This is a genomic window from Micromonospora sp. CA-111912, assembly GCF_050948415.1.
Lineage (GTDB): Bacteria > Actinomycetota > Actinomycetes > Mycobacteriales > Micromonosporaceae > Micromonospora.
In genome coordinates, this window is record NZ_CP192007.1 from 6,629,168 (window position 1) to 6,646,073 (window position 16,906).

Below are 16,906 nucleotides of genomic sequence, written 5' to 3' on the forward strand. Positions count from 1 at the left end.
GGCTGTCAGCCGAAGAGCGGGCGGACCAGCAGGTACGTGACGCAGGAGATCAGCGCCGCGGCCGGGAACGTGATGACCCAGGCGATCACGATGTTGCCGGCGACGTTCCAGCGCACGGCGGAAAGCCGTTTCGTGGCCCCCACGCCCATGATCGCCGAGGTGATCGTGTGGGTGGTGGAGATCGGGGCCTTGAGCACCAGGGCGTTGAAGTAGAGCACCGCGCTGGCCACCGCCTCGGCGGCGAAGCCCTCCGGCGGCCCCAGGTCAATGATCTTGCGACCCAGGGTCCGGATGATCCGCCAGCCACCGGCGTACGTGCCGGCCGCCAGCATGGCCGCCGAGGTCCAGAACACCCAGCCCGGGATGTGGCTCTTGTCGTCCTGGAAGCCACCGGTGTAGAGGGCGAGCACCACGATGCCCATGGTCTTCGCGGCGTCCTGCATGCCGTGGCCGACCGACATGGCCGCCGCCGACGCGGTCTGCGCCCAGCGGAAGCCCCGGTTGAGCTTGCCCGGCTGCCCGTTGCGGAAGATCCACAGGATCGCCAGCATCAGCAGGTAGCCCAGGGTCAGGCCGATGATCGGCGAGAGCACCATCGGCAGCAGGACCTTCTCGCCGATGGTGATCCACTGCACCACCCCGCCGGCCGACAGCAGGGTCGCCCCGACCAGGCCGCCGAACAAGGCGTGCGAGGACGACGACGGCAGGCCGAAGTACCAGGTGATCAGGTTCCAGGCGATCGCGCCGAGCACCCCGGCGAAGAGCACCCCCAGGCTGGCCACCCCGGTGGGCAGGGTGACCAGGCCGTCACCCACGGTCTTGGCGACGCCGGCGCCGAAGTGGGCGCCGACGAAGTTGCCGACCGCGGCGAGGGCGAGCGCCACCCGGGGGGTCAGGGCGCGCGTCGAGACGCTGGTCGCGATCGCGTTGGCGGCGTCGTGGAAGCCGTTGGTGTAGTCGAACGCCAGGGCCACCGCGATCACCGCCAGCACGGCGATGAGTTCGGGAGTCACAGGATCAGGACTCCTTGACCGCGATGGTCTCGACGGTGTTCGCCACGTGCTCGAAGGCGTCGCAGGCCGCCTCCAGCTCGTCGGCGACCTCCTTCATCTTGAGCACCGTCAGGGCGTCGTACTCGCCGGAGAAGAGGCGGACCAGCAGCATCCGGTACACCTGGTCGCCGTCGTTCTCCAGCCGGTTGCACTCGATCCAGTAGTCCTCGAGGTCCTTCATCGACTTCAGCCGGGGCATCGCCTCGGCGGTCAGCTTGGCCTGCTGGTCCAGCACGTTGACCAGGTCGTGCAGCTCACGCGGGAGCGACGGCAGCTTGGTCAGCCCGTACAGGTAGAGCAGGTTGCCCACGGCCTCCAGGTGGTCCATCACGTCGTCGAGCAGCGAGCCCAGGCGGTAGATGTCCTCGCGGTCGAACGGGGTGATGAAGGTAGAGTTGATCTTCTTGTACAGGTCGTGGGTGATCTGGTCGCTGTCGTGCTCGACCTCGGTGAGCCGCTCGCTGACCGACTGCACGTCCACGCCGGGCAGGGCCAGCTCGTTCAGCAGCGCGGTACCCCGCACCAAGTTCTGCGCGGCCCTGGTGAAGAGCTCGTAGAAGGCGCCCTCGGTGGGGCGGAAGGAAAACTTCACAGCCTGGACCTCGTCGTGTCGGTGGAAGGGCGGCGGACGCCCCGGGGGTGCCTGCAGTGGGAATGCTAGGAAACGGCAGAACCACGAATTCCTCGGCCCACCCTCGGCCAGCCGCCATTTACTGGTCGTTCACCTGACGTTCACCTTGACCCGGTCAATCGCCGCACAACCGCCTACGCTCCGCCGCCACGTCGAAGTCCGCCGCCGGATACCCCAGATCCAGGTCACCGAACGTCTCCCCGAGCAGGTGGGCCACCGCCCAGTCGCGGTACCACTTCCGATCGGCCGGCACCACGTACCAGGGCGCGGCGTCCGTGCCGCACCGCTCCAGGGCCTCGGCGTACGCGGCCTGGTAGTCGTCCCAGCGGGCCCGGGAGTCCAGGTCGCTCGGGTTGTACTTCCAGTGCTTGGCCGGGTCGCTCAGCCGCTCCGACAGCCGTTCCCCCTGCTCGGCGTACGAGATGTGCAGCATCACCTTGACCAGGGTCACCCCGGCGTCGGTCAGCTCCCGCTCGAAGGCGTTGATCTCGTCGTACCGGGCCCGCCAGGTGGCCTCCGGCACCAGCGACTCCACCCGGGCGATCAGCACGTCCTCGTAGTGCGAGCGGTTGAAGATCCCGACGTACCCGGGCGGCGGCACGGCACGCCGGACCCGCCGCAGGAAGTCGTGCCGCCGCTCCGCGGCCGTAGGCGGGCCGAACGAGCGGATGTGCAGCCCGAGCGGATTCATCACGCCGGCCACCCGCTTGATGGTGCCGTCCTTGCCACCGCAGTCCATGGCCTGGAGCACCAGCAGCACCCGCCGGGGGCGACCCCGTCCCAGGCCCTCGCCGGCGGTCGTCGGGGCGCTCGCCGGGGCATTCGGCCCGGCCGCGCCCTTGGCCGCGGCGAACAGCATCTCCTGCTGTCGCCCCAGCCCCGCGCCGGCCAACTCCACCTGCTGTCGCGCCCACACCTTGCGGGCGCTGCCGCGGCCCGCCGCCGCGGGCAGCCCCGGCGTCGACCGGGGATCGACCGCCCCCAGGTCCACCGCCCCGCCGCCCACCCGCAGCAACTCCCGCACCGTGCCGCCCTCCGGCGCCACGACCTCCACTCCACCGAACGCGTCCATCCCCGGATCATCGCCCACCTCACCCGCTCCCGCCCGGTGAGCGCCCGAGGGGTGGGGGTCACGTTCGGGGGTGGGGGGCCTCGGGAAGCGGGGGGCCTGGCCACCGCGCCGGTGACGCCCCGGCCGGAGGGCGGGCTCAGAGCACCAGGGCCAGCCACTTCCGGTACGACGCCGCAAACGGCTCGCTGCCGTCGCCGAGCGCGACCAGCAGTCGGCGGGACGCGGCCTCGGCCTCGGCGACCAGGTCGGCCGGGTAGCCGAAGCGCTCCCGGTGCTCGGCGAACTCGTCCTCGTCGCGCAGCTCGACCAGCCCGGTCCCCCGGCGGCGCACCACGTCCAGGTCCAAGTCGATCAGGTGGACGGTGTCGTCGCCCTCCCACCGGGCCGGGGTGGTGATGTCGCAGTAGACCTCGCTGGTCCGCGGCGGCGGGTTGAACATCCCCGTCCACCAGGCGTGCCGTGGCACCAGCAACACGAAGGGGATCTGTTCCACCGAGGGCCGGCCGTGGTAGACCGACTCGGTGCCGGTGGGCACGCCGAGCCAGACGCCGAGGTCGTCCTCGGCCAGCCGATGGGCCGGGTAGTCGCGGTGGGCGCTGCCGTCGTACTTGCGGTAGATCACGCGGACCACGTCGCTCGGCATGAGTCGCACCCTAGTCGATACCGCCCATCGATCGCGCGGGAGAAGTAACCGGATGCGGCCCGTGGGATTCCGTAGGGTGACCCCGCCACGCGGGGCGGGGCGTGCCCGGCGTCGACGGCGGCGGGTACCGTCGCACGGTGACTCCGCCGCGCACCGCTTTCGGTTCCGCCCTCCCCCGCAGCGCATCCCGGCGGCGCGGGAAGCGGGCGAGCGCCGGGGAGCTGCTCGCGGCAGCGGTCGGCGCGGTCCCCGGCGGGGCGGCCCGCCCCGGCCAGCAGGAGATGGCCACCGCGATCGAGGAGTGCGTGACCTCCCGCGAGCACCTGCTGGTGCAGGCCGGCACCGGCACCGGCAAGTCGCTGGCCTACCTGACCCCGGCGCTGACCGTGGACGGCCCGGTGGTGGTCTCCACCGCGACCCTGGCGTTGCAGTCCCAGCTCGTCGACCACGACCTGCCCCGGCTCGCCGACGCGGTGGAGCCGGTGCTCGGCCGCCGGCCCACCTTCGCGGTGCTCAAGGGGCGGCACCACTACCTCTGCCTGGCCCGGCTGGACAACTCGACCGAGGACGAGCCGACGGACACCCTCTTCGACGCCGTGGAGCCCCGGGCCGGCGGAGGGGGCGGGAAGTGGCTCGGCGAGGCCGGCCGGATGGGCAAGCAGATCCAGCGGCTGCGGGACTGGGCGCTGGAGACCGACACCGGCGACCGGGACGAGCTGGACCCGGGCGTCGACGACCAGGCATGGCGGCTGGTGTCCATGCCGGCCCGGGAGTGCGTCGGGGCGTCCCGCTGCCCGTTCGGCGCGGAGTGCTTCGCCGAGGCGTCCCGGGCCCGGGCCCGCGAGGCCGACCTCGTGGTCACCAACCACAGCCTGCTCGCCGTCGACATGCTCGCCGGGCGGCACATCGTGCCGCCGCACAAGCTGCTCATCGTGGACGAGGCGCACGAGCTGGCCGACCGGGTCTCCTCCGCCGCCCAGGCCGAGCTGGTGCCGGAGCTGATCGACCGGGCCGCCCGGCGGGTCCGGCCGCTGCTGCGCCCCGAGGTCGCCGAGCGGCTCACCGAGGCCGGTGGCACCCTCGCCGCCGGGCTGGCCGAGGTGCCGGCGGGCCGGCTCACCGCCGGGCTGCCGGGGCCGCTGCGCGAGGCGTGCACGCTGCTCGACGCGGCCACCCGGGCCGCCCTGGACGCGATCGGCGACGTCAAGTCCGACGACCCGGACCCGGTACGCAAGCAGCAGGCCAAGGCGGTGCTGGACGAGCTGTCCACCACCGCCCAGCGGCTCCTGGAGGAGGCCGAGCACGACGTGGCCTGGGTGGAGAAGCCGGACAACAACAGCCGCCGGGCGCTGGTGGTGGCCCCGCTCTCGGTCGCCGGCACCCTCGCCACCCACCTCTACGACGAGCGCACCGTCGTCGCCACCTCGGCGACCCTGGCGCTGGGCGGCCGGTTCGACACGGTGGCCCGGGCGCTGGGCCTGGACGCGCCGACGCCCTCCCCGCCGTCCCCGGCCGCCGCCGCGCTGGCCGTCGCCACGGCCCGTGGTGACGCCCCGCCCGGTGCCGCCCCGGTCGCCGCCGCGCCGGGCAGCCGCCCCACCACCGGCACCGTCCCGGCCACCGAGGGGCCGGGCTGGCGGTCGCTCGACGTCGGCTCGCCCTTCGACTACGCCCGGCAGGGCATCCTGTACGTCGCCGCGCACCTGCCCCGCCCCAGCGTCTCCGGGCTGCCCGAGGCGGCCGGCGAGGAGCTGCTGGCGCTGGTCGGCGCGCTCGGTGGGCGTACCCTCGGGCTCTTCTCCTCGCGGCGGGCCGCGCAGCAGGCGGCGGAGCTGCTGCGGGCGCGGACCGACCTGCCGGTGCTGCTCCAGGGCGAGGAGTCGCTGCCGCTGCTGGTCCGGAGGTTCCGCGAGGAGCGGTCGAGCTGCCTGTTCGGGGTGATGTCGCTGTGGCAGGGCGTGGACGTGCCGGGCGACGCCTGCCAGCTCGTGGTGATCGACCGGCTGCCCTTCCCCCGCCCGGACGAGCCGCTCGCGGCGGCCCGCGCCGCAGCCGTGGACTCGGGCGGCGGCTCCGGCTTCGCCGCGGTGAGCGTGCCGATCGCCGCCGTCCGGCTGGCCCAGGGGGTGGGCCGGCTGATCCGGGCCACCGGGGACCGGGGCGTGGTCGCGGTGCTCGACTCGCGGCTGGAGACGGCGCGCGGCTACGGCCCGTTCCTGCGCCGCTCGCTGCCCCCGTTCTGGTACACCACCCGCCCCGAGGTCGCCCGGGGCGCCCTGGAACGCCTCGGCCGGTCCTGACCGTACGCGTCCGGCAAGAGACGGGCCCGCCCCCGCGCGGCGGCGGGGACGGGCCCGGTGGCTCCACGGGACGGTCAGGGTGCCCTCGAGGCGACCACCACGGCGTCCGGCGGTGTGTCCGGCACGGTACGCGCGGCGAGCCGACGGACCGCCGTGTTGAGCACCGCGATCAGCGGCACCGAGACCAGCGCCCCGGTGATTCCGGCGAGCACCACGCCCGCCGCGATGCCGATGATCACCGCGAGCGGGTGGATGGCCACCGCCCGGCCCATGATCAGCGGCTGGAGGATGTGCCCCTCGACCTGCTGCACGCCGATCACCACGCCCAGGATGATCAGCGCGGTGACCGGGCCGCTGTCGACCAGCGCGACCAGCACCGCGACGACGCCGGAGAGCGCCGCACCGACGATCGGGATGAACGCCCCGAGGAAGACCAGCGCGGCCAGCGGGAACGCGAACGGGATGTCGAAGACGACCAGGAAGGCGCCGATGCCGACGGCGTCGATGAACGCGACCAGCACGGTGGCCCGGACGTAGGCGCCCAGGGTCTCCCAGGACGCCCGGCCGGCGTCGTCGACCTTCCACCGGGCGGCCACCGGCAGCAGACGGACCATGAAGCGCCAGATCCGGCTGCCGTCACGCAGGAAGAAGAAGGTGGCGAAGAGCACCAGCACGATGCCGGTCAGCACCTCGGCCAGGGTCGCCGCGGTGGAGACGGCCCCACTGGTGAACTTCTCGGTGTTGTTGTTGATCCAGTCCTGCGCCTCGTCGATGTACCGGGTGAGCTGGCTGTCGGACAGGTGCAGCGGACCGGTCTTGAGCCAGTCCTGGATCTGCCGGACGCCCTCGGACGACTTCTTGCTCAGCTCCGGCACGCCCTTGATGAACTCGTTCACCACCAGCGTCAGCGTGCCGATGACGCCAGCCAGGCCGCCGACCAGCACCACCGCCGTGGCCAGCGAGCGGGGCAGCCGCGCCCGCAGCAGCCAGCCGACGGCCGGCGCGAGCAGCGCCGAGAGCAGCAGCGCGATGGCCAACGGGATGATCACGATGCTGATGGTGGCGATGATCTTCAACAGCGCCCAGAACACCACACCGACGACGATCAGCCGCCACGACCAGGCGGCGGCGATCCGCAGGGCGTGCGGCACGTCGGCGTCGTCCCGGCTGGCGGTGGAGTTGTGCATCGCGGCGGGCGGCTCGGCGCCGACCACCGTCGCCGACGGCGGGGCCGCCGGGCCCGGCGAGGTGGGGGACGCCACCCCGGCCTCCCCGGTGGAGTCGACGCCGCCCGTCGCCACGGCGCGGCCCGGTCCCCCGTCGGCGACGGTGGTCGGGTCGGCGCGGGCCCGCCGCACCGACTCCCGGCCCGACTCGTACGCGCGGCGGAGCCGTCCGCGTACCCGCTCGAAGCGGCTCAAGCGCACCTCCCGCATCAGAATCAACCTGCCCGAAGGACAGGGGGGACAGGATACTTCCGTCGCCCCAGCCTAGGGCGGTTCCGCCACACATTGCCCCGGCCGGCGTCCGCGCAACCACCCCCGGGGCGGCCCGGCCGGACGCGGTACCGTTCCGTCCGTGACCGCCGACCAGAACCTCGACTCCGGCCTGCCGATCCGTCTACTGCACGACCGCGTGCTGGTGAAGGTGGACGGCAGCGAGGGTGAGCGCCGCTCCACCGCCGGCATCGTGATCCCGGCGACCGCCGCCGTGGGTAAGCGGCTGGCCTGGGCGACCGCCGTGGGCGTGGGGCCGCACGTCCGCTCGATCGTCTCCGGTGACCGGGTGCTCTTCGACCCCGACGACCGCTCCGAGGTCGAACTGCACGGCCGGGGGTACGTCCTGCTGCGCGAGCGGGACGTGCACGCCGTCGCCGCCGAGCGGATCGAGTCGGAGTCGAACGGCTCCACCGGCCTGTACCTGTAACGCCTCCGGCAGGCCCTTCCGCTTCCTCCCCCGGGGTCCGTCCCGGCCTCCGCCGTCGTCCGCCCCGGTCGGCGACGCGTCGTTTGCGGCTGCCCGCTACGGGAAGCCAGGCACGTCCAGCGCCCTGGGGAGGGATCGTGCCGGTATTCGTGAAGAAGGTTCTCCTCTGGGGAAGCGTCGCGTTCCTGATCTACTTCGTGGCTTTCCGGCCGGACAGCGCGGCGCAGATGTGCAAGGCGATCGGGGCGGGCCTGGCGGCGATGGCCGTGGGCATCGGTGACTTCCTCACCGGCCTGATGACCTGACCGGCCGACCCGCCCCGCCTGACCGGCCGACCCGCCCCGTCGGGCGGCACCCGCCTGACCGGCCGACCCGCCCGTCAGGCGGCGCCCGGTGGCCAGGGGGCGGCCGGGCGGGCGCCGTACCAGCCGGGCGGGCCGTAAGGCCCCGGGTGGGCCGGGGGCGGCGGCGGGGCGAGCACCACCGGGATCGGCACCACGGGTTCGTCCGGGGCGTCGACCGGCCGCTGCGACCCGTCGGGGAACCGCAGGTGGTAGCGGTGGCCGTCCCAGCTCCCGACCGGCACCTGCGGATCCCGGCCGACGAAGAAGGACCGGTACGCGGTGATCGCGTCCAGCAGCTCCCGTTCCTCCCACGCGGTCCGTTCCCGGTCGGCCGGCCGGCGGTCCAGCCCTCGGTGCATCCCGTCGCGCAGCAGCGCCAGCCGGGTGGCGGAGAACTGGTACCCGCGCATCGCCTTCACCCCCGCGTCGCCGGCCACCCGCCGGGCCCAGGTCCGGGCGGCGTGCCGCCGGCCCAGGCTGCCCAGCGCCGCCACCTCCGGCGGGGTCAGCCACCCGGCCCGCACGTAGTCGGGCAGGGTGCGCTCGGTCAGCCGCCCCTCCCAGCCGCGCAGCCAGACCGCCAACCCGACCATGCCGAAGAAGATCGGCACCATCACCCCGAGGTAGCCGTACAGGGCGACCGTCGTCTGCCCGGTGGCCTGGGCCAGCGACGGCAGCAGGTTCCAGGTGCCGTGCAGCATCATCGCCAGCAGCAGGCCCGCGACCGGGGCGAGGAAGCGCACCCGACGATCCGCGGTCCGGGCGGCGATGCCGAGACCCACGCCGGTCATCGAGGTGAACAGCGGGTGGGCGAAGCCGAACAGCAGGATCCGGACGATGAAGATCGCGATGACCTGCCGCGCCCCGGTCGCCGGACCGTACTCGTTGACGCCGGAGGCGTAGCCGTAACCGCCCAGGTAGAGGATGTTCTCCACCATGGCGAAGCCGACCGCCGACAGCCCGCAGTAGACCAGGCCGTCGGTGATGCCGGACCATTCCCGGCGGCGGAAGATCAGCAGCAGGATCGGGCCGAGCGCCTTGGTCAGCTCCTCGATGAACGGGGCGACCAGCACCGCGGTCAACGCGTCGGGCAGCCCCCAGTCGGCGAACCGGGCGGCGAAGAACCCGTTGACGGTCAGCGAGGCGGCCGTGGAGACGAACGCGCCCCAGACGAAGCAGAAGATCAGATACTTCAACGGCTCCGGCTCGTACCTGTCCAGCCACAGGAAGCAGGAGACCAGCACCGGCACCGGGAGGATCGCGGCGACCACGCCGATCAGCAGCGCCTCCGGCCCCAGGTTGAAGCCGAGCTTGAAGAGCATGTAGACCGCGCACGCCGCGATCAGCAGCACCACCAGGACCACCACCAGGACCCGCCGCCAACCCAGCCGGCGCACCGGCATCCGGGGGGCGGCCCCACCGGGCTGCGAAGGGAGATCGTGCGGGGTCCACGGCGACGCGGCGCCGCCGGGCGGGGTGTCGGCCATTACATCAGCGTAGTCATCCCCCGCCGGCTGTTCCGGCCGCATCGGTCGACCGTTACCCTGTCGTCAGGTCACGAGCGCCAGCGTCAAGCCCCGGCTTGCTGGCCGGCAACCCTCGTCGAGTTCGCGGTGGGGTGCCCCGGGTGATGACCGGGCCCAGCCCTGTCCGGCGCTGGGCAAGCGCGGACCCCGTCCCGGTGGTGTCACCCGGGGTCCCCGGACCCGGAGGTCGTGCCATGACCGTCACCCTCGTACCCTCGCTCACGCCACTGCCCGCGCGGACCGTGCCGGCGTCGTCGCGGCCGCTCGACGTGCTTGGCGTGCCGGGCCAGATCAACCTGGACTACGCCGCCAGCGCGCCGTGCGCGCGGGCCGCGGCCGACGCGGTGGCCGAGCTGCTTCCCTGGTACGCCAGCGTGCACCGCGGTGCCGGCGCGCTGTCGCGGCGCTGCACCCTGGAGTACGAGCGGGCCCGGCAGACGATCGGCGACTTCTTCGGCGCCCGCGCCGGCGACCACGTGGTGTTCACCCGCAACACCACCGACGCGCTGAACCTGCTGGCCCGGACCCTGCCCGCCGGGACCACGGTGGTGACGTTCGCCGGGGAGCACCACGCCAACCTGCTGCCCTGGCCGCGCGGCTCGGTGCGGCTGCCGGTGCCGGCCGCCCCCGCCGAGGCGGTCCGGGCGTTGGACGCGGCGCTGACCGAGCTGCGCCGGGGCGCCACCGCCCACCCGCCGGTGCTGGTGGCGGTGACCGGGGCGAGCAACGTGACCGGCGAGCGCTGGCCGGTGGCCGAGCTGGCCCGGGTGGCCCGCCGGCACGGCGCCCGGATCGCGGTGGACGCCGCCCAACTCGCCCCGCACACCCCGGTCGACGTGGCCGCGCTGGACGTGGACTATCTGGCCGTCTCCGGGCACAAGCTGTACGCGCCGTTCGGCGCGGGGGTGCTGCTCGGCCGGGGCGACTGGCTGGACGCGGCCCCGCCGTACCTGGCCGGTGGGGGCGCCACCAGTCACGTCGGCGCCGCCACCCACGATGTGCGCTGGGCCACCGGCCCGGCCCGGCACGAGGCCGGCACCCCCAACCTGCTCGGCGCGGTCGCGCTCGCCTCGGTGTGCGCGGCGCTGGCCGGGGCGGACCGGGTCGCGCTGCACGCCCGCGAGCAGACGCTGCTGGCCCGGCTGCGGGACGGGCTGGCCGCCCTGCCGCACGTGGTGGAGCTGCGCACCTTCGGCCCGGACTCGCCCCGGGTGGGCATCGTCTCGTTCGTGCTGGCCGGCCGGGACTCGGCCGAGGTCGCGGCGGAGCTGGCCATTCGGTACGACATCGGGGTCCGCGACGGGTTGTTCTGCGCCCATCCCCTGGCCCGTCGGCTGCTCACCGAGGCCGCCGCGCGCAGTGGGCACCGGAACCTGCCCCCGACCGCCCTGCGGGCCAGCATCGGCCTGGGCAGCACGCCGGTGCATGTCGAGAGCCTGCTCACCGCCCTCGCCGAGCTGGGCTGAGCGCGCCTCAGCCCAGCGGCGGGGCCGTGGGCGGCTTCGGGGCGGGGACGCTCTCGGCCGGGCCGACGGTCGGTTTCTCCTGCTCGCCGAAGGCCACCCGGATCAGCCGGTTGGCCTCCTCCTGGTCGATGCCGGAGGTGACCAGCAGGTCGCTGGCGGTGGTGCGCACCTGCGCGATCACCACGCTGCCGGAGAACCCGACCCCCTGCGCGTACGCCCGGCCGGCCTCACTGACCGCGCGCAGGGACCGTTCCCGGGCCTTCTCCGGTTCCGCCCCGACGGAGAACTCGTGACGGAGCAGGCGGACCGACTCGGCGAGGTGGGCCACCGCGTCCGGCATCGGCTCCGGCACCGGCTCCCCGTCCTCGATCATCGTCACGGAACGCCGGATCAGGGTCCCGGTGTTGCGCATCGCGCGGTCGATGGGGTCGGCCGCCTCGGTGTAGTGGGTCAGCTCGCTGCGCCGGTGCCAACGGGCCGGGGAGAGGATGCTGGTCTCCTTCGCGCCCTCGATCGCCTCGATGAGGGTGGCCAGCTCCTCCTTGTTCTCGCGGAGCCGTTCCAGGGCCCGCTGGGCGCTGTCCCGATCCCGCCCGCGCAGCGCCCCGGCGGTGGCGTCGAGCTGGTCGGCGAGCAGGTCCAGCGCGGGCCGGGCGGCCCGGTTGATCACCCGCAGCGGGTTCAGCGGCAACAGGACCGCCGTCACCACCAGCGCGATCCCGCCGCCGATCAAGGCGTCGATGAAGCGCGGTATCTCCAGGTCCTCGGTGGACGGGCTGAGCGTGACGATCAGCACGGCGGAGGCGGCGGCCTGGATGACGACCGACACGCTCCCACCGAAGAAGAGGGTCAGCACGATGGACGCCGTCACCACCAGCCCGAGCTGCCAGCCCCCGGTGCCGACCAGGTAGATCAGCAGGTCGCCGAGGAACACCCCGACCGCCACCCCGACGATCAGCTCGACGGTCCGGCGCAGCCGCTGGCCGACCGACGCGGCCAGGGCGCCGACCGCCGAGATCGGCGCGAAGACCGGCTGCGGGTTGCCCAGCAGGTGGTGGGAGATGATCCAGGCCAGCGTGGCGGCCAGCCCGGCCTGCACGGCCAGGCCCCCCGCCATCCGGACCCGGTGCAGCCGATCGTGCAGGGTGGCTCTGCCGCGACGGCGAAGCTCCTCCATCGCCGCCGAGATCCGCGCCGAGTCGATGTCGGCCACGCCGTCGTGCAGGCCGGCGCGCCGCAGCAGCGACGATCGGCGATCCCGGGCCACGGCCATGGCGGGGACTACCCACCGTGAGTGCGGTGAATCCTCGCCCGCTCCGGCAGACTCGGCCAGATGACGGACTCGGACGGCCGCCGGGGAACGGTGGAACTGATCGGCCGGTGGCGGGCGGCGGCCCTGGGCGCCGGGGCCGGGGACTCACCGGCACTGACCGACGCCGGGGCGGGCCTGCTGGCCCGCTGGCGGGAACCGCACCGGCACTACCACACCGCCCGGCACCTGACCGCCGTCCTCGATGTCGTCGACGCGCACGCCGAACTGGCCGACGACCCCGACCTGGTCCGGCTCGCCGCCTGGTGCCACGACGCGGTCTACGACCCGCGTACCGGCGGGGACGGCAACGAGCGGGCCAGCGCCGACCTCGCCGACGCGCTGCTGACCGGGGTCGGGGTGCCGACCGTGGCGGTGGCGGAGGTCCGCCGGCTGGTGCTGCTCACCGCCGGGCACGCGGTCGCGGCCGGGGACCGCGACGGCGCGCTGCTCTGCGACGCCGACCTGGCCGTGCTGGCCGGCCCGCCCGACGAGTACGACCGGTACGCCGCCGCCGTCCGCCGGGAGTACGCGCACGTGCCGGAGCCGGCGTTCCGGGCCGGGCGGGCCTCGGTGCTCGACGGCCTGCTGGCCCTGCCCACCCTCTACCGGCTGCCCACCCTGGCCGCCCGCTGGGAGCACCCGGCCCGCGCCAACCTCCACCGCGAACTAACCACCCTCCACTAGCCCACCCCCACCCCACCCCGCCTCTCCCCACCCCGCGACCCGCCCGCGCCCCCGCGACCCGCCCGCGCCCCCCGCGATCTTGCAGTTGCGGCCCGCGTCCCGAGGGCGGCGTCCGGGCGACAATCTGAGCCCGGTGCGCGTGTCCGGCACCCGTGCCCGTACCCCCGCGATCCCGTGCCCGTACCCCCGCGATCTTGCAGTTGCGGCCCTCATATATGCCATCTAAGGCCCAAAACGGGGGCCGCAAGTGCAAGATCGCGGTGGGCGGTGGGCGGTGGGCGGTGGGCGGTGGGACGGGGTGGGCGGTGGGACGGGGTGGGACGTGGGGTGGGGGTGGGGTGGGTCAGGGGGTGGGGTGGGACAGGTGTTTGGGGCGGCGGAGGCCGGATGCGCGCAGGAGGCGGACCAGTTCGCGGCTGGGGACCACCCTGGCTCCGAGGTGCACCGCCATGGCGTACCGCTCGGCGGGGATGTCGTAGTGGTCGCGGTCGAACGCACGGCGGGGCGCGCCGAGCACCTCGGCGAAGGCGTGCAACTCGGCGGGCGAGACGTCGCTGATCAAATGTGACCAGAGCCGCCCACGGGCCGGCCAGGCGGGCCGGTCAAGATAGAGCATGGTCGCCAAACTAGCCGGGGGTTAGCCTCTGCTGCATGGTTGCCTCACCCCTCCTCGCCGACCTGCGCGCCGTGCTCGGCGACGACGCCGTCCTGACCGATCCGGACCTGCTCCGGATGCACGAGCGGGACGAGGCCGACCTGTGCGCCTCCGGGACGCCGCTGGTGGTGGTCCGCCCACGCGGCACCGACGAGGTCGTCGGCGTGGTCCGGGCGGCGGCCCGGTACGGCGTACCGGTGGTGCCGCAGGGGGCGCGGACCGGGCTGGCCGGCGCGGCGAACGCGGTGGACGGCGCGATCGTGCTGAGCACCGTGGCGATGGACCGGATCCTGGAGATCGACCCGGTGAGCCGGATCGCGGTGGTCCAGCCCGGCGTGGTGAACGCGACGCTGGCCGGGGCGGTACGGCGGGAGGGGCTGTACTACCCGCCGGACCCCGGCTCGTGGGAGTCGTCGACCATCGGCGGCAACGTCTCCACCAACGCGGGCGGCATGTGCTGCGTCAAGTACGGCGTGACCACCGAGTACGTGCTCGGCCTCGAGGTGGTGCTCGCCTCCGGCGAGGTGCTGCGCACCGGCCGGCGCACCGCCAAGGGCGTCGCCGGGTACGACCTGACCAGCCTCTTCGTCGGCTCGGAGGGCACCCTCGGGGTGGTCACCGAGGTGACCGTCGCGCTGCGGCCCGCCCCGGAGGCGTCGCTCACCCTCGTCGCCGTGTTCGACTCCACGGCGGAGGCCGGCGTGGCGGTGGCGGAGATCGCCGCGAAGGGGCTCACCCCGAGCCTGCTGGAACTGCTCGACCGGACCCACCTGGCGGCGATCGAGGCGTACCAGCCGATGGGGCTGCGCACCGACGCGCAGGCGCTGCTGCTCGCCGCCGTGGACACCGGGTCGCGGGCCGCCGAGGACCTGGCCCGGATCGCCGAGGTGTGCGAGGCGGCCGGGGCCGACGAGGTGTACGCGGCCACCGACGCGGCGGAGGCGGCGGCGCTGCTCCAGGCCCGCCGGCTGGCCCACCCGGCGATGGAGAAGTTCGCCGCCGACGCGTACCCGGGCGGGAACGGCGGGCTGATCATCGACGATGTGGCCGTCCCCCGGGGCTCGCTCGCCGCGCTGCTCGACGGGGTGGCCCGGATCGCCGAGGAGTGCGACGTGCCGATCGGCGTGGTGGGACACGCCGGCGACGGCAACCTGCACCCGAACATCGTGGTCGACCGCGCCGACCCGGCCAGCCTGGACCGGGGCCGGCGAGCCTTCGACGAGATCATGCGGCTCGGCCTGGAGCTGGGCGGCACCTGCACCGGCGAGCACGGGGTGGGGCTGCTCAAGCGGGACTGGCTGGCCCGGGAGATCGGCCCGGTGGGCGTTCGGGTGCACCAGGCGATCAAGGCTGCGCTGGACCCGGAGGGGCTGTTCAACCCCGGCAAGGTGCTCTGACCGCGGCCTGCGGCAGGGGGTCGGTCAGCGGGGGAACGACGGGAGTTCGACGGGATCGCCGTCGGCGCCCCGGTCCGCCGCGAAGCCCCGCACGTCCGGCGCGCCGAGCCGGGCCGCGTCGGCGGTCGCGTCGTCCGGCATCAGCTGGGATTGCCGCTCCGCCTCCACCCGTGCCCGGTAGTGCTCGACCTCGCGCGCCCGGGTCGCGGCGTCCCAGCCCAGCACCGCGCCCATCAGCTCCGCGGCGTGCTCGGCGGACTCCAGGCCGCGGTGGGTGGTCTCGAAGGAGATCCGGGTACGCCGGGTCAGCACGTCCTCCAGGTGCAGCGCCCCCTCGGCGCGGGCCGCGTACGTCACCTCGGCCGCGAGGTATTCCGGTGCCCCGGCCAGCGGGGACGCCAGCAGCGGATCGACGTCGACCAGGGCGAGCAGGGCGAGGGTCAGGGTGCCGTACCGCTCCAGCAGGTGCTCGACCACCCCGACCGGCACCCCGTGCCGGCGGGCGAGGTCGGCCCGGTCCCGCCACATCGCGGCGTACCCGTCGGCGCCGAGCAGCGGCAGGTCGGCGGTGCGCGACGGGCGAACCCCGCCGAGCCGGCGGGCCGCGCGGTCCACCACGTCGGAGGCCATCACCCGGTACGTCGTGTACTTGCCCCCGGCGACCAGCAGCAGCCCGAGCATCGGCTCGATGACGGCGTGCTCCCGGGACAGCTTGGAGGTGGAGTCGGCCTCGCCGGACAGCAACGGGCGCAGCCCGGCGTAGACGCCCTCGATGTCGGCGGTGGTGAGCGGCCGGTCCAGCACCGTGTTGACCTGGTCCAGCAGGTACGCGATGTCGCGGGCCGAGGCGGCCGGGTGGGACCGGTCCAGCCGCCAGTCGGTGTCGGTGGTGCCGATGATCCAGTGCCCGCCCCAGGGGATCACGAACAGGACGCTGGTGGCGGTGCGCAGGATCAGCCCCGTCTCGCCGGTGATCGCCGAGCGGGGCACCACGAGGTGCACCCCCTTGGACGCCCGGACCCGGAAGCCGGGGCGCAGCCCGACGTCGTTGAGCATCCGGGACATGTCGTCGCTCCACACGCCGGTGGCGGCGATCACCGTACGGGCGCGCACCTCGAACTCGGCGTCGGGCGAGCCGGGTGGGGCCTCCAGGTCACGGACCCGGACGCCGGTCACCTCGCGGGCCTGCCGGATCAGGCCGACCGCGCGGGTGCTGTTGACCACGGTCGCGCCGAGGCTGGCCGCGGTGCGGGCCAGGGTGACCACCAGCCGGGCGTCGTCGACCTGCCCGTCGTAGTAGCGGATCGCCCCGGCCAGGGCGTCGGCGCGCAGGCTCGGGAAGATCCGCCGCGCCCCCTCCCGGGTGAGGTGCCGGTGCAGCGGCATCCCCCGGCCGCCCCCGAAGAGCCCGGCGAACGCGTCGTACGCGGCCACCCCGAGGCCGTAGTAGGACCGGCGGAAGGTGCGGGCCGGCACGTCCCGTGCGCCCCGGCCGGCGGGCAGCGGGATCAGGATCGGCACCGGCCGGACCAGGTGCGGGGCGAGCCGGGTGGCGAGCAGCCCCCGCTCGGTGAGCGCCTCGTGGACCAGGTGGAACTCGAACTGCTCCAGGTAGCGCAGGCCGCCGTGGATTAGCTTGCTGGACCGGCTGGAGGTGCCGGCCGCGTAGTCGCGCGCCTCCACCAGGGCCACCTTCAGCCCCCGGGAGGCCGCGTCGAGCGCCGCCCCGGCACCGGTGACGCCGCCGCCGATGACCAGGACGTCGAACCGCTCGGCGCGCAGCCGGCGCAGGTCGGTGGCTCGGCGCGCCGGGGAGAGCTGACCGGCGACGGTTCGGGAGACGTTGGGGTCACGCACCCGTCCACGGTAACCGTCCCGGCCGTCCCGCGGCATGTCGT

14 protein-coding genes, 1 pseudogene and 1 riboswitch are annotated in these 16,906 nt (G+C 74.3%); of the genes and pseudogenes, 6 read left to right on the forward strand and 9 right to left on the reverse strand.

Annotation, left to right across the window (positions count from 1 at the left end):
• Positions 1-5: 5 nt before the first annotated feature.
• The 4 genes from ACQPZO_RS28205 to ACQPZO_RS28220 all read right to left on the reverse strand — a co-directional run bounded on the left by ACQPZO_RS28205 (position 6) and on the right by ACQPZO_RS28220 (position 3,398).
• Positions 6-1,013, reverse strand: coding sequence for an inorganic phosphate transporter (locus tag ACQPZO_RS28205; protein ID WP_405115956.1), 1,008 nt, complete (start codon positions 1,011-1,013; stop codon positions 6-8).
• 4 nt (positions 1,014-1,017) lie between these two features.
• Positions 1,018-1,644 (reverse strand): DUF47 domain-containing protein, encoded by a 627-nt coding sequence (locus tag ACQPZO_RS28210; protein ID WP_161686268.1) that lies wholly within the window; start codon positions 1,642-1,644, stop codon positions 1,018-1,020.
• 154 nt (positions 1,645-1,798) lie between these two features.
• The gene (locus ACQPZO_RS28215) at positions 1,799-2,755 is read right to left on the reverse strand and encodes a PPK2 family polyphosphate kinase (RefSeq protein ID WP_433344929.1); all 957 of its coding nucleotides are present in this window, start codon (positions 2,753-2,755) and stop codon (positions 1,799-1,801) included.
• A gap of 136 nt (positions 2,756-2,891) precedes the next feature.
• Complete coding sequence (locus tag ACQPZO_RS28220) at positions 2,892-3,398, reverse strand: DUF402 domain-containing protein (RefSeq protein WP_433344930.1); 507 nt, start codon at positions 3,396-3,398, stop codon at positions 2,892-2,894.
• Positions 3,399-3,508: 110 nt separating this feature from the next.
• On the opposite strand from ACQPZO_RS28220, the pseudogene ACQPZO_RS28225 reads away from it, so the two are divergent.
• A pseudogene (locus ACQPZO_RS28225) lies at positions 3,509-5,698 on the forward strand (ATP-dependent DNA helicase); the annotation flags it as partial.
• A 74-nt stretch (positions 5,699-5,772) separates the two neighbouring features.
• Here ACQPZO_RS28225 and ACQPZO_RS28230 read toward each other — a convergent pair.
• On the reverse strand, positions 5,773-7,134 hold the full coding sequence (locus tag ACQPZO_RS28230) for an AI-2E family transporter (RefSeq protein ID WP_433344932.1): 1,362 nt from the start codon (positions 7,132-7,134) through the stop codon (positions 5,773-5,775).
• Between the two features lie 142 nt (positions 7,135-7,276).
• Here ACQPZO_RS28230 and ACQPZO_RS28235 point away from each other — a divergent pair, with 142 nt between their 5' ends.
• Both ACQPZO_RS28235 and ACQPZO_RS28240 read left to right on the forward strand, forming a co-directional pair.
• The gene (locus ACQPZO_RS28235) at positions 7,277-7,624 is read left to right on the forward strand and encodes a GroES family chaperonin (RefSeq protein ID WP_387014582.1); all 348 of its coding nucleotides are present in this window, start codon (positions 7,277-7,279) and stop codon (positions 7,622-7,624) included.
• A 137-nt stretch (positions 7,625-7,761) separates the two neighbouring features.
• Positions 7,762-7,929, forward strand: a complete 168-nt coding sequence (locus ACQPZO_RS28240) for a hypothetical protein (protein WP_350888362.1) — start codon at positions 7,762-7,764, stop codon at positions 7,927-7,929.
• A 74-nt stretch (positions 7,930-8,003) separates the two neighbouring features.
• On the opposite strand, the gene ACQPZO_RS28245 is transcribed toward ACQPZO_RS28240, so the two are convergent.
• Positions 8,004-9,497: a PrsW family intramembrane metalloprotease gene (locus tag ACQPZO_RS28245; RefSeq protein ID WP_433344933.1), complete on the reverse strand. Its 1,494-nt coding sequence runs from the start codon at positions 9,495-9,497 to the stop codon at positions 8,004-8,006.
• Positions 9,498-9,521: 24 nt separating this feature from the next.
• A riboswitch (SAM riboswitch) is annotated at positions 9,522-9,641 on the forward strand.
• 47 nt (positions 9,642-9,688) lie between these two features.
• On the opposite strand from ACQPZO_RS28245, the gene ACQPZO_RS28250 reads away from it, so the two are divergent.
• Positions 9,689-10,960, forward strand: a complete 1,272-nt coding sequence (locus tag ACQPZO_RS28250; RefSeq protein WP_433344935.1) for an aminotransferase class V-fold PLP-dependent enzyme — start codon at positions 9,689-9,691, stop codon at positions 10,958-10,960.
• Positions 10,961-10,967: 7 nt separating this feature from the next.
• Here ACQPZO_RS28250 and ACQPZO_RS28255 read toward each other — a convergent pair whose 3' ends face one another.
• Positions 10,968-12,227 carry an FUSC family protein gene (locus ACQPZO_RS28255; RefSeq protein ID WP_433351311.1) on the reverse strand — a complete coding sequence of 420 codons (1,260 nt, stop codon included), beginning with the start codon at positions 12,225-12,227 and terminating at the stop codon, positions 10,968-10,970.
• Between the two features lie 66 nt (positions 12,228-12,293).
• Here ACQPZO_RS28255 and ACQPZO_RS28260 point away from each other — a divergent pair, with 66 nt between their 5' ends.
• Positions 12,294-12,956 carry an HD domain-containing protein gene (locus tag ACQPZO_RS28260; RefSeq protein ID WP_433344937.1) on the forward strand — a complete coding sequence of 221 codons (663 nt, stop codon included), beginning with the start codon at positions 12,294-12,296 and terminating at the stop codon, positions 12,954-12,956.
• Positions 12,957-13,299: 343 nt separating this feature from the next.
• On the opposite strand, the gene ACQPZO_RS28265 is transcribed toward ACQPZO_RS28260, so the two are convergent.
• A complete protein-coding gene (locus tag ACQPZO_RS28265) occupies positions 13,300-13,572 on the reverse strand; it encodes a DUF4031 domain-containing protein (RefSeq protein WP_433344938.1) in 273 nt (90 codons plus the stop codon).
• A 35-nt stretch (positions 13,573-13,607) separates the two neighbouring features.
• Between ACQPZO_RS28265 and ACQPZO_RS28270 the strand changes: the two genes are divergently transcribed.
• A complete protein-coding gene (locus tag ACQPZO_RS28270; protein ID WP_433344939.1) occupies positions 13,608-15,008 on the forward strand; it encodes an FAD-binding oxidoreductase in 1,401 nt (466 codons plus the stop codon).
• A 24-nt stretch (positions 15,009-15,032) separates the two neighbouring features.
• Here the strand turns inward: ACQPZO_RS28270 and ACQPZO_RS28275 are convergent, their stop codons facing one another.
• Complete coding sequence (locus tag ACQPZO_RS28275; protein WP_433344941.1) at positions 15,033-16,901, reverse strand: glycerol-3-phosphate dehydrogenase/oxidase; 1,869 nt, start codon at positions 16,899-16,901, stop codon at positions 15,033-15,035.
• Positions 16,902-16,906 lie beyond the last annotated feature (5 nt).

Bases quoted from the DNA above. Each gene is read 5' to 3' on its own strand.
- ACQPZO_RS28250 (WP_433344935.1), top strand. From the start codon at position 9,689: ATGACCGTCACCCTCGTACCCTCGCTCACGCCACTGCCCGCGCGGACC.
- ACQPZO_RS28220 (WP_433344930.1), bottom strand. From the start codon at position 3,398: ATGCCGAGCGACGTGGTCCGCGTGATCTACCGCAAGTACGACGGCAGC.
- ACQPZO_RS28230 (WP_433344932.1), bottom strand. From the start codon at position 7,134: ATGCGGGAGGTGCGCTTGAGCCGCTTCGAGCGGGTACGCGGACGGCTC.
- ACQPZO_RS28265 (WP_433344938.1), bottom strand. From the start codon at position 13,572: ATGCTCTATCTTGACCGGCCCGCCTGGCCGGCCCGTGGGCGGCTCTGG.
- ACQPZO_RS28270 (WP_433344939.1), top strand. From the start codon at position 13,608: ATGGTTGCCTCACCCCTCCTCGCCGACCTGCGCGCCGTGCTCGGCGAC.
- ACQPZO_RS28275 (WP_433344941.1), bottom strand. From the start codon at position 16,901: ATGCCGCGGGACGGCCGGGACGGTTACCGTGGACGGGTGCGTGACCCC.
- ACQPZO_RS28245 (WP_433344933.1), bottom strand. From the start codon at position 9,497: ATGCGGCCGGAACAGCCGGCGGGGGATGACTACGCTGATGTAATGGCC.
- ACQPZO_RS28215 (WP_433344929.1), bottom strand. From the start codon at position 2,755: ATGGACGCGTTCGGTGGAGTGGAGGTCGTGGCGCCGGAGGGCGGCACG.
- ACQPZO_RS28260 (WP_433344937.1), top strand. From the start codon at position 12,294: ATGACGGACTCGGACGGCCGCCGGGGAACGGTGGAACTGATCGGCCGG.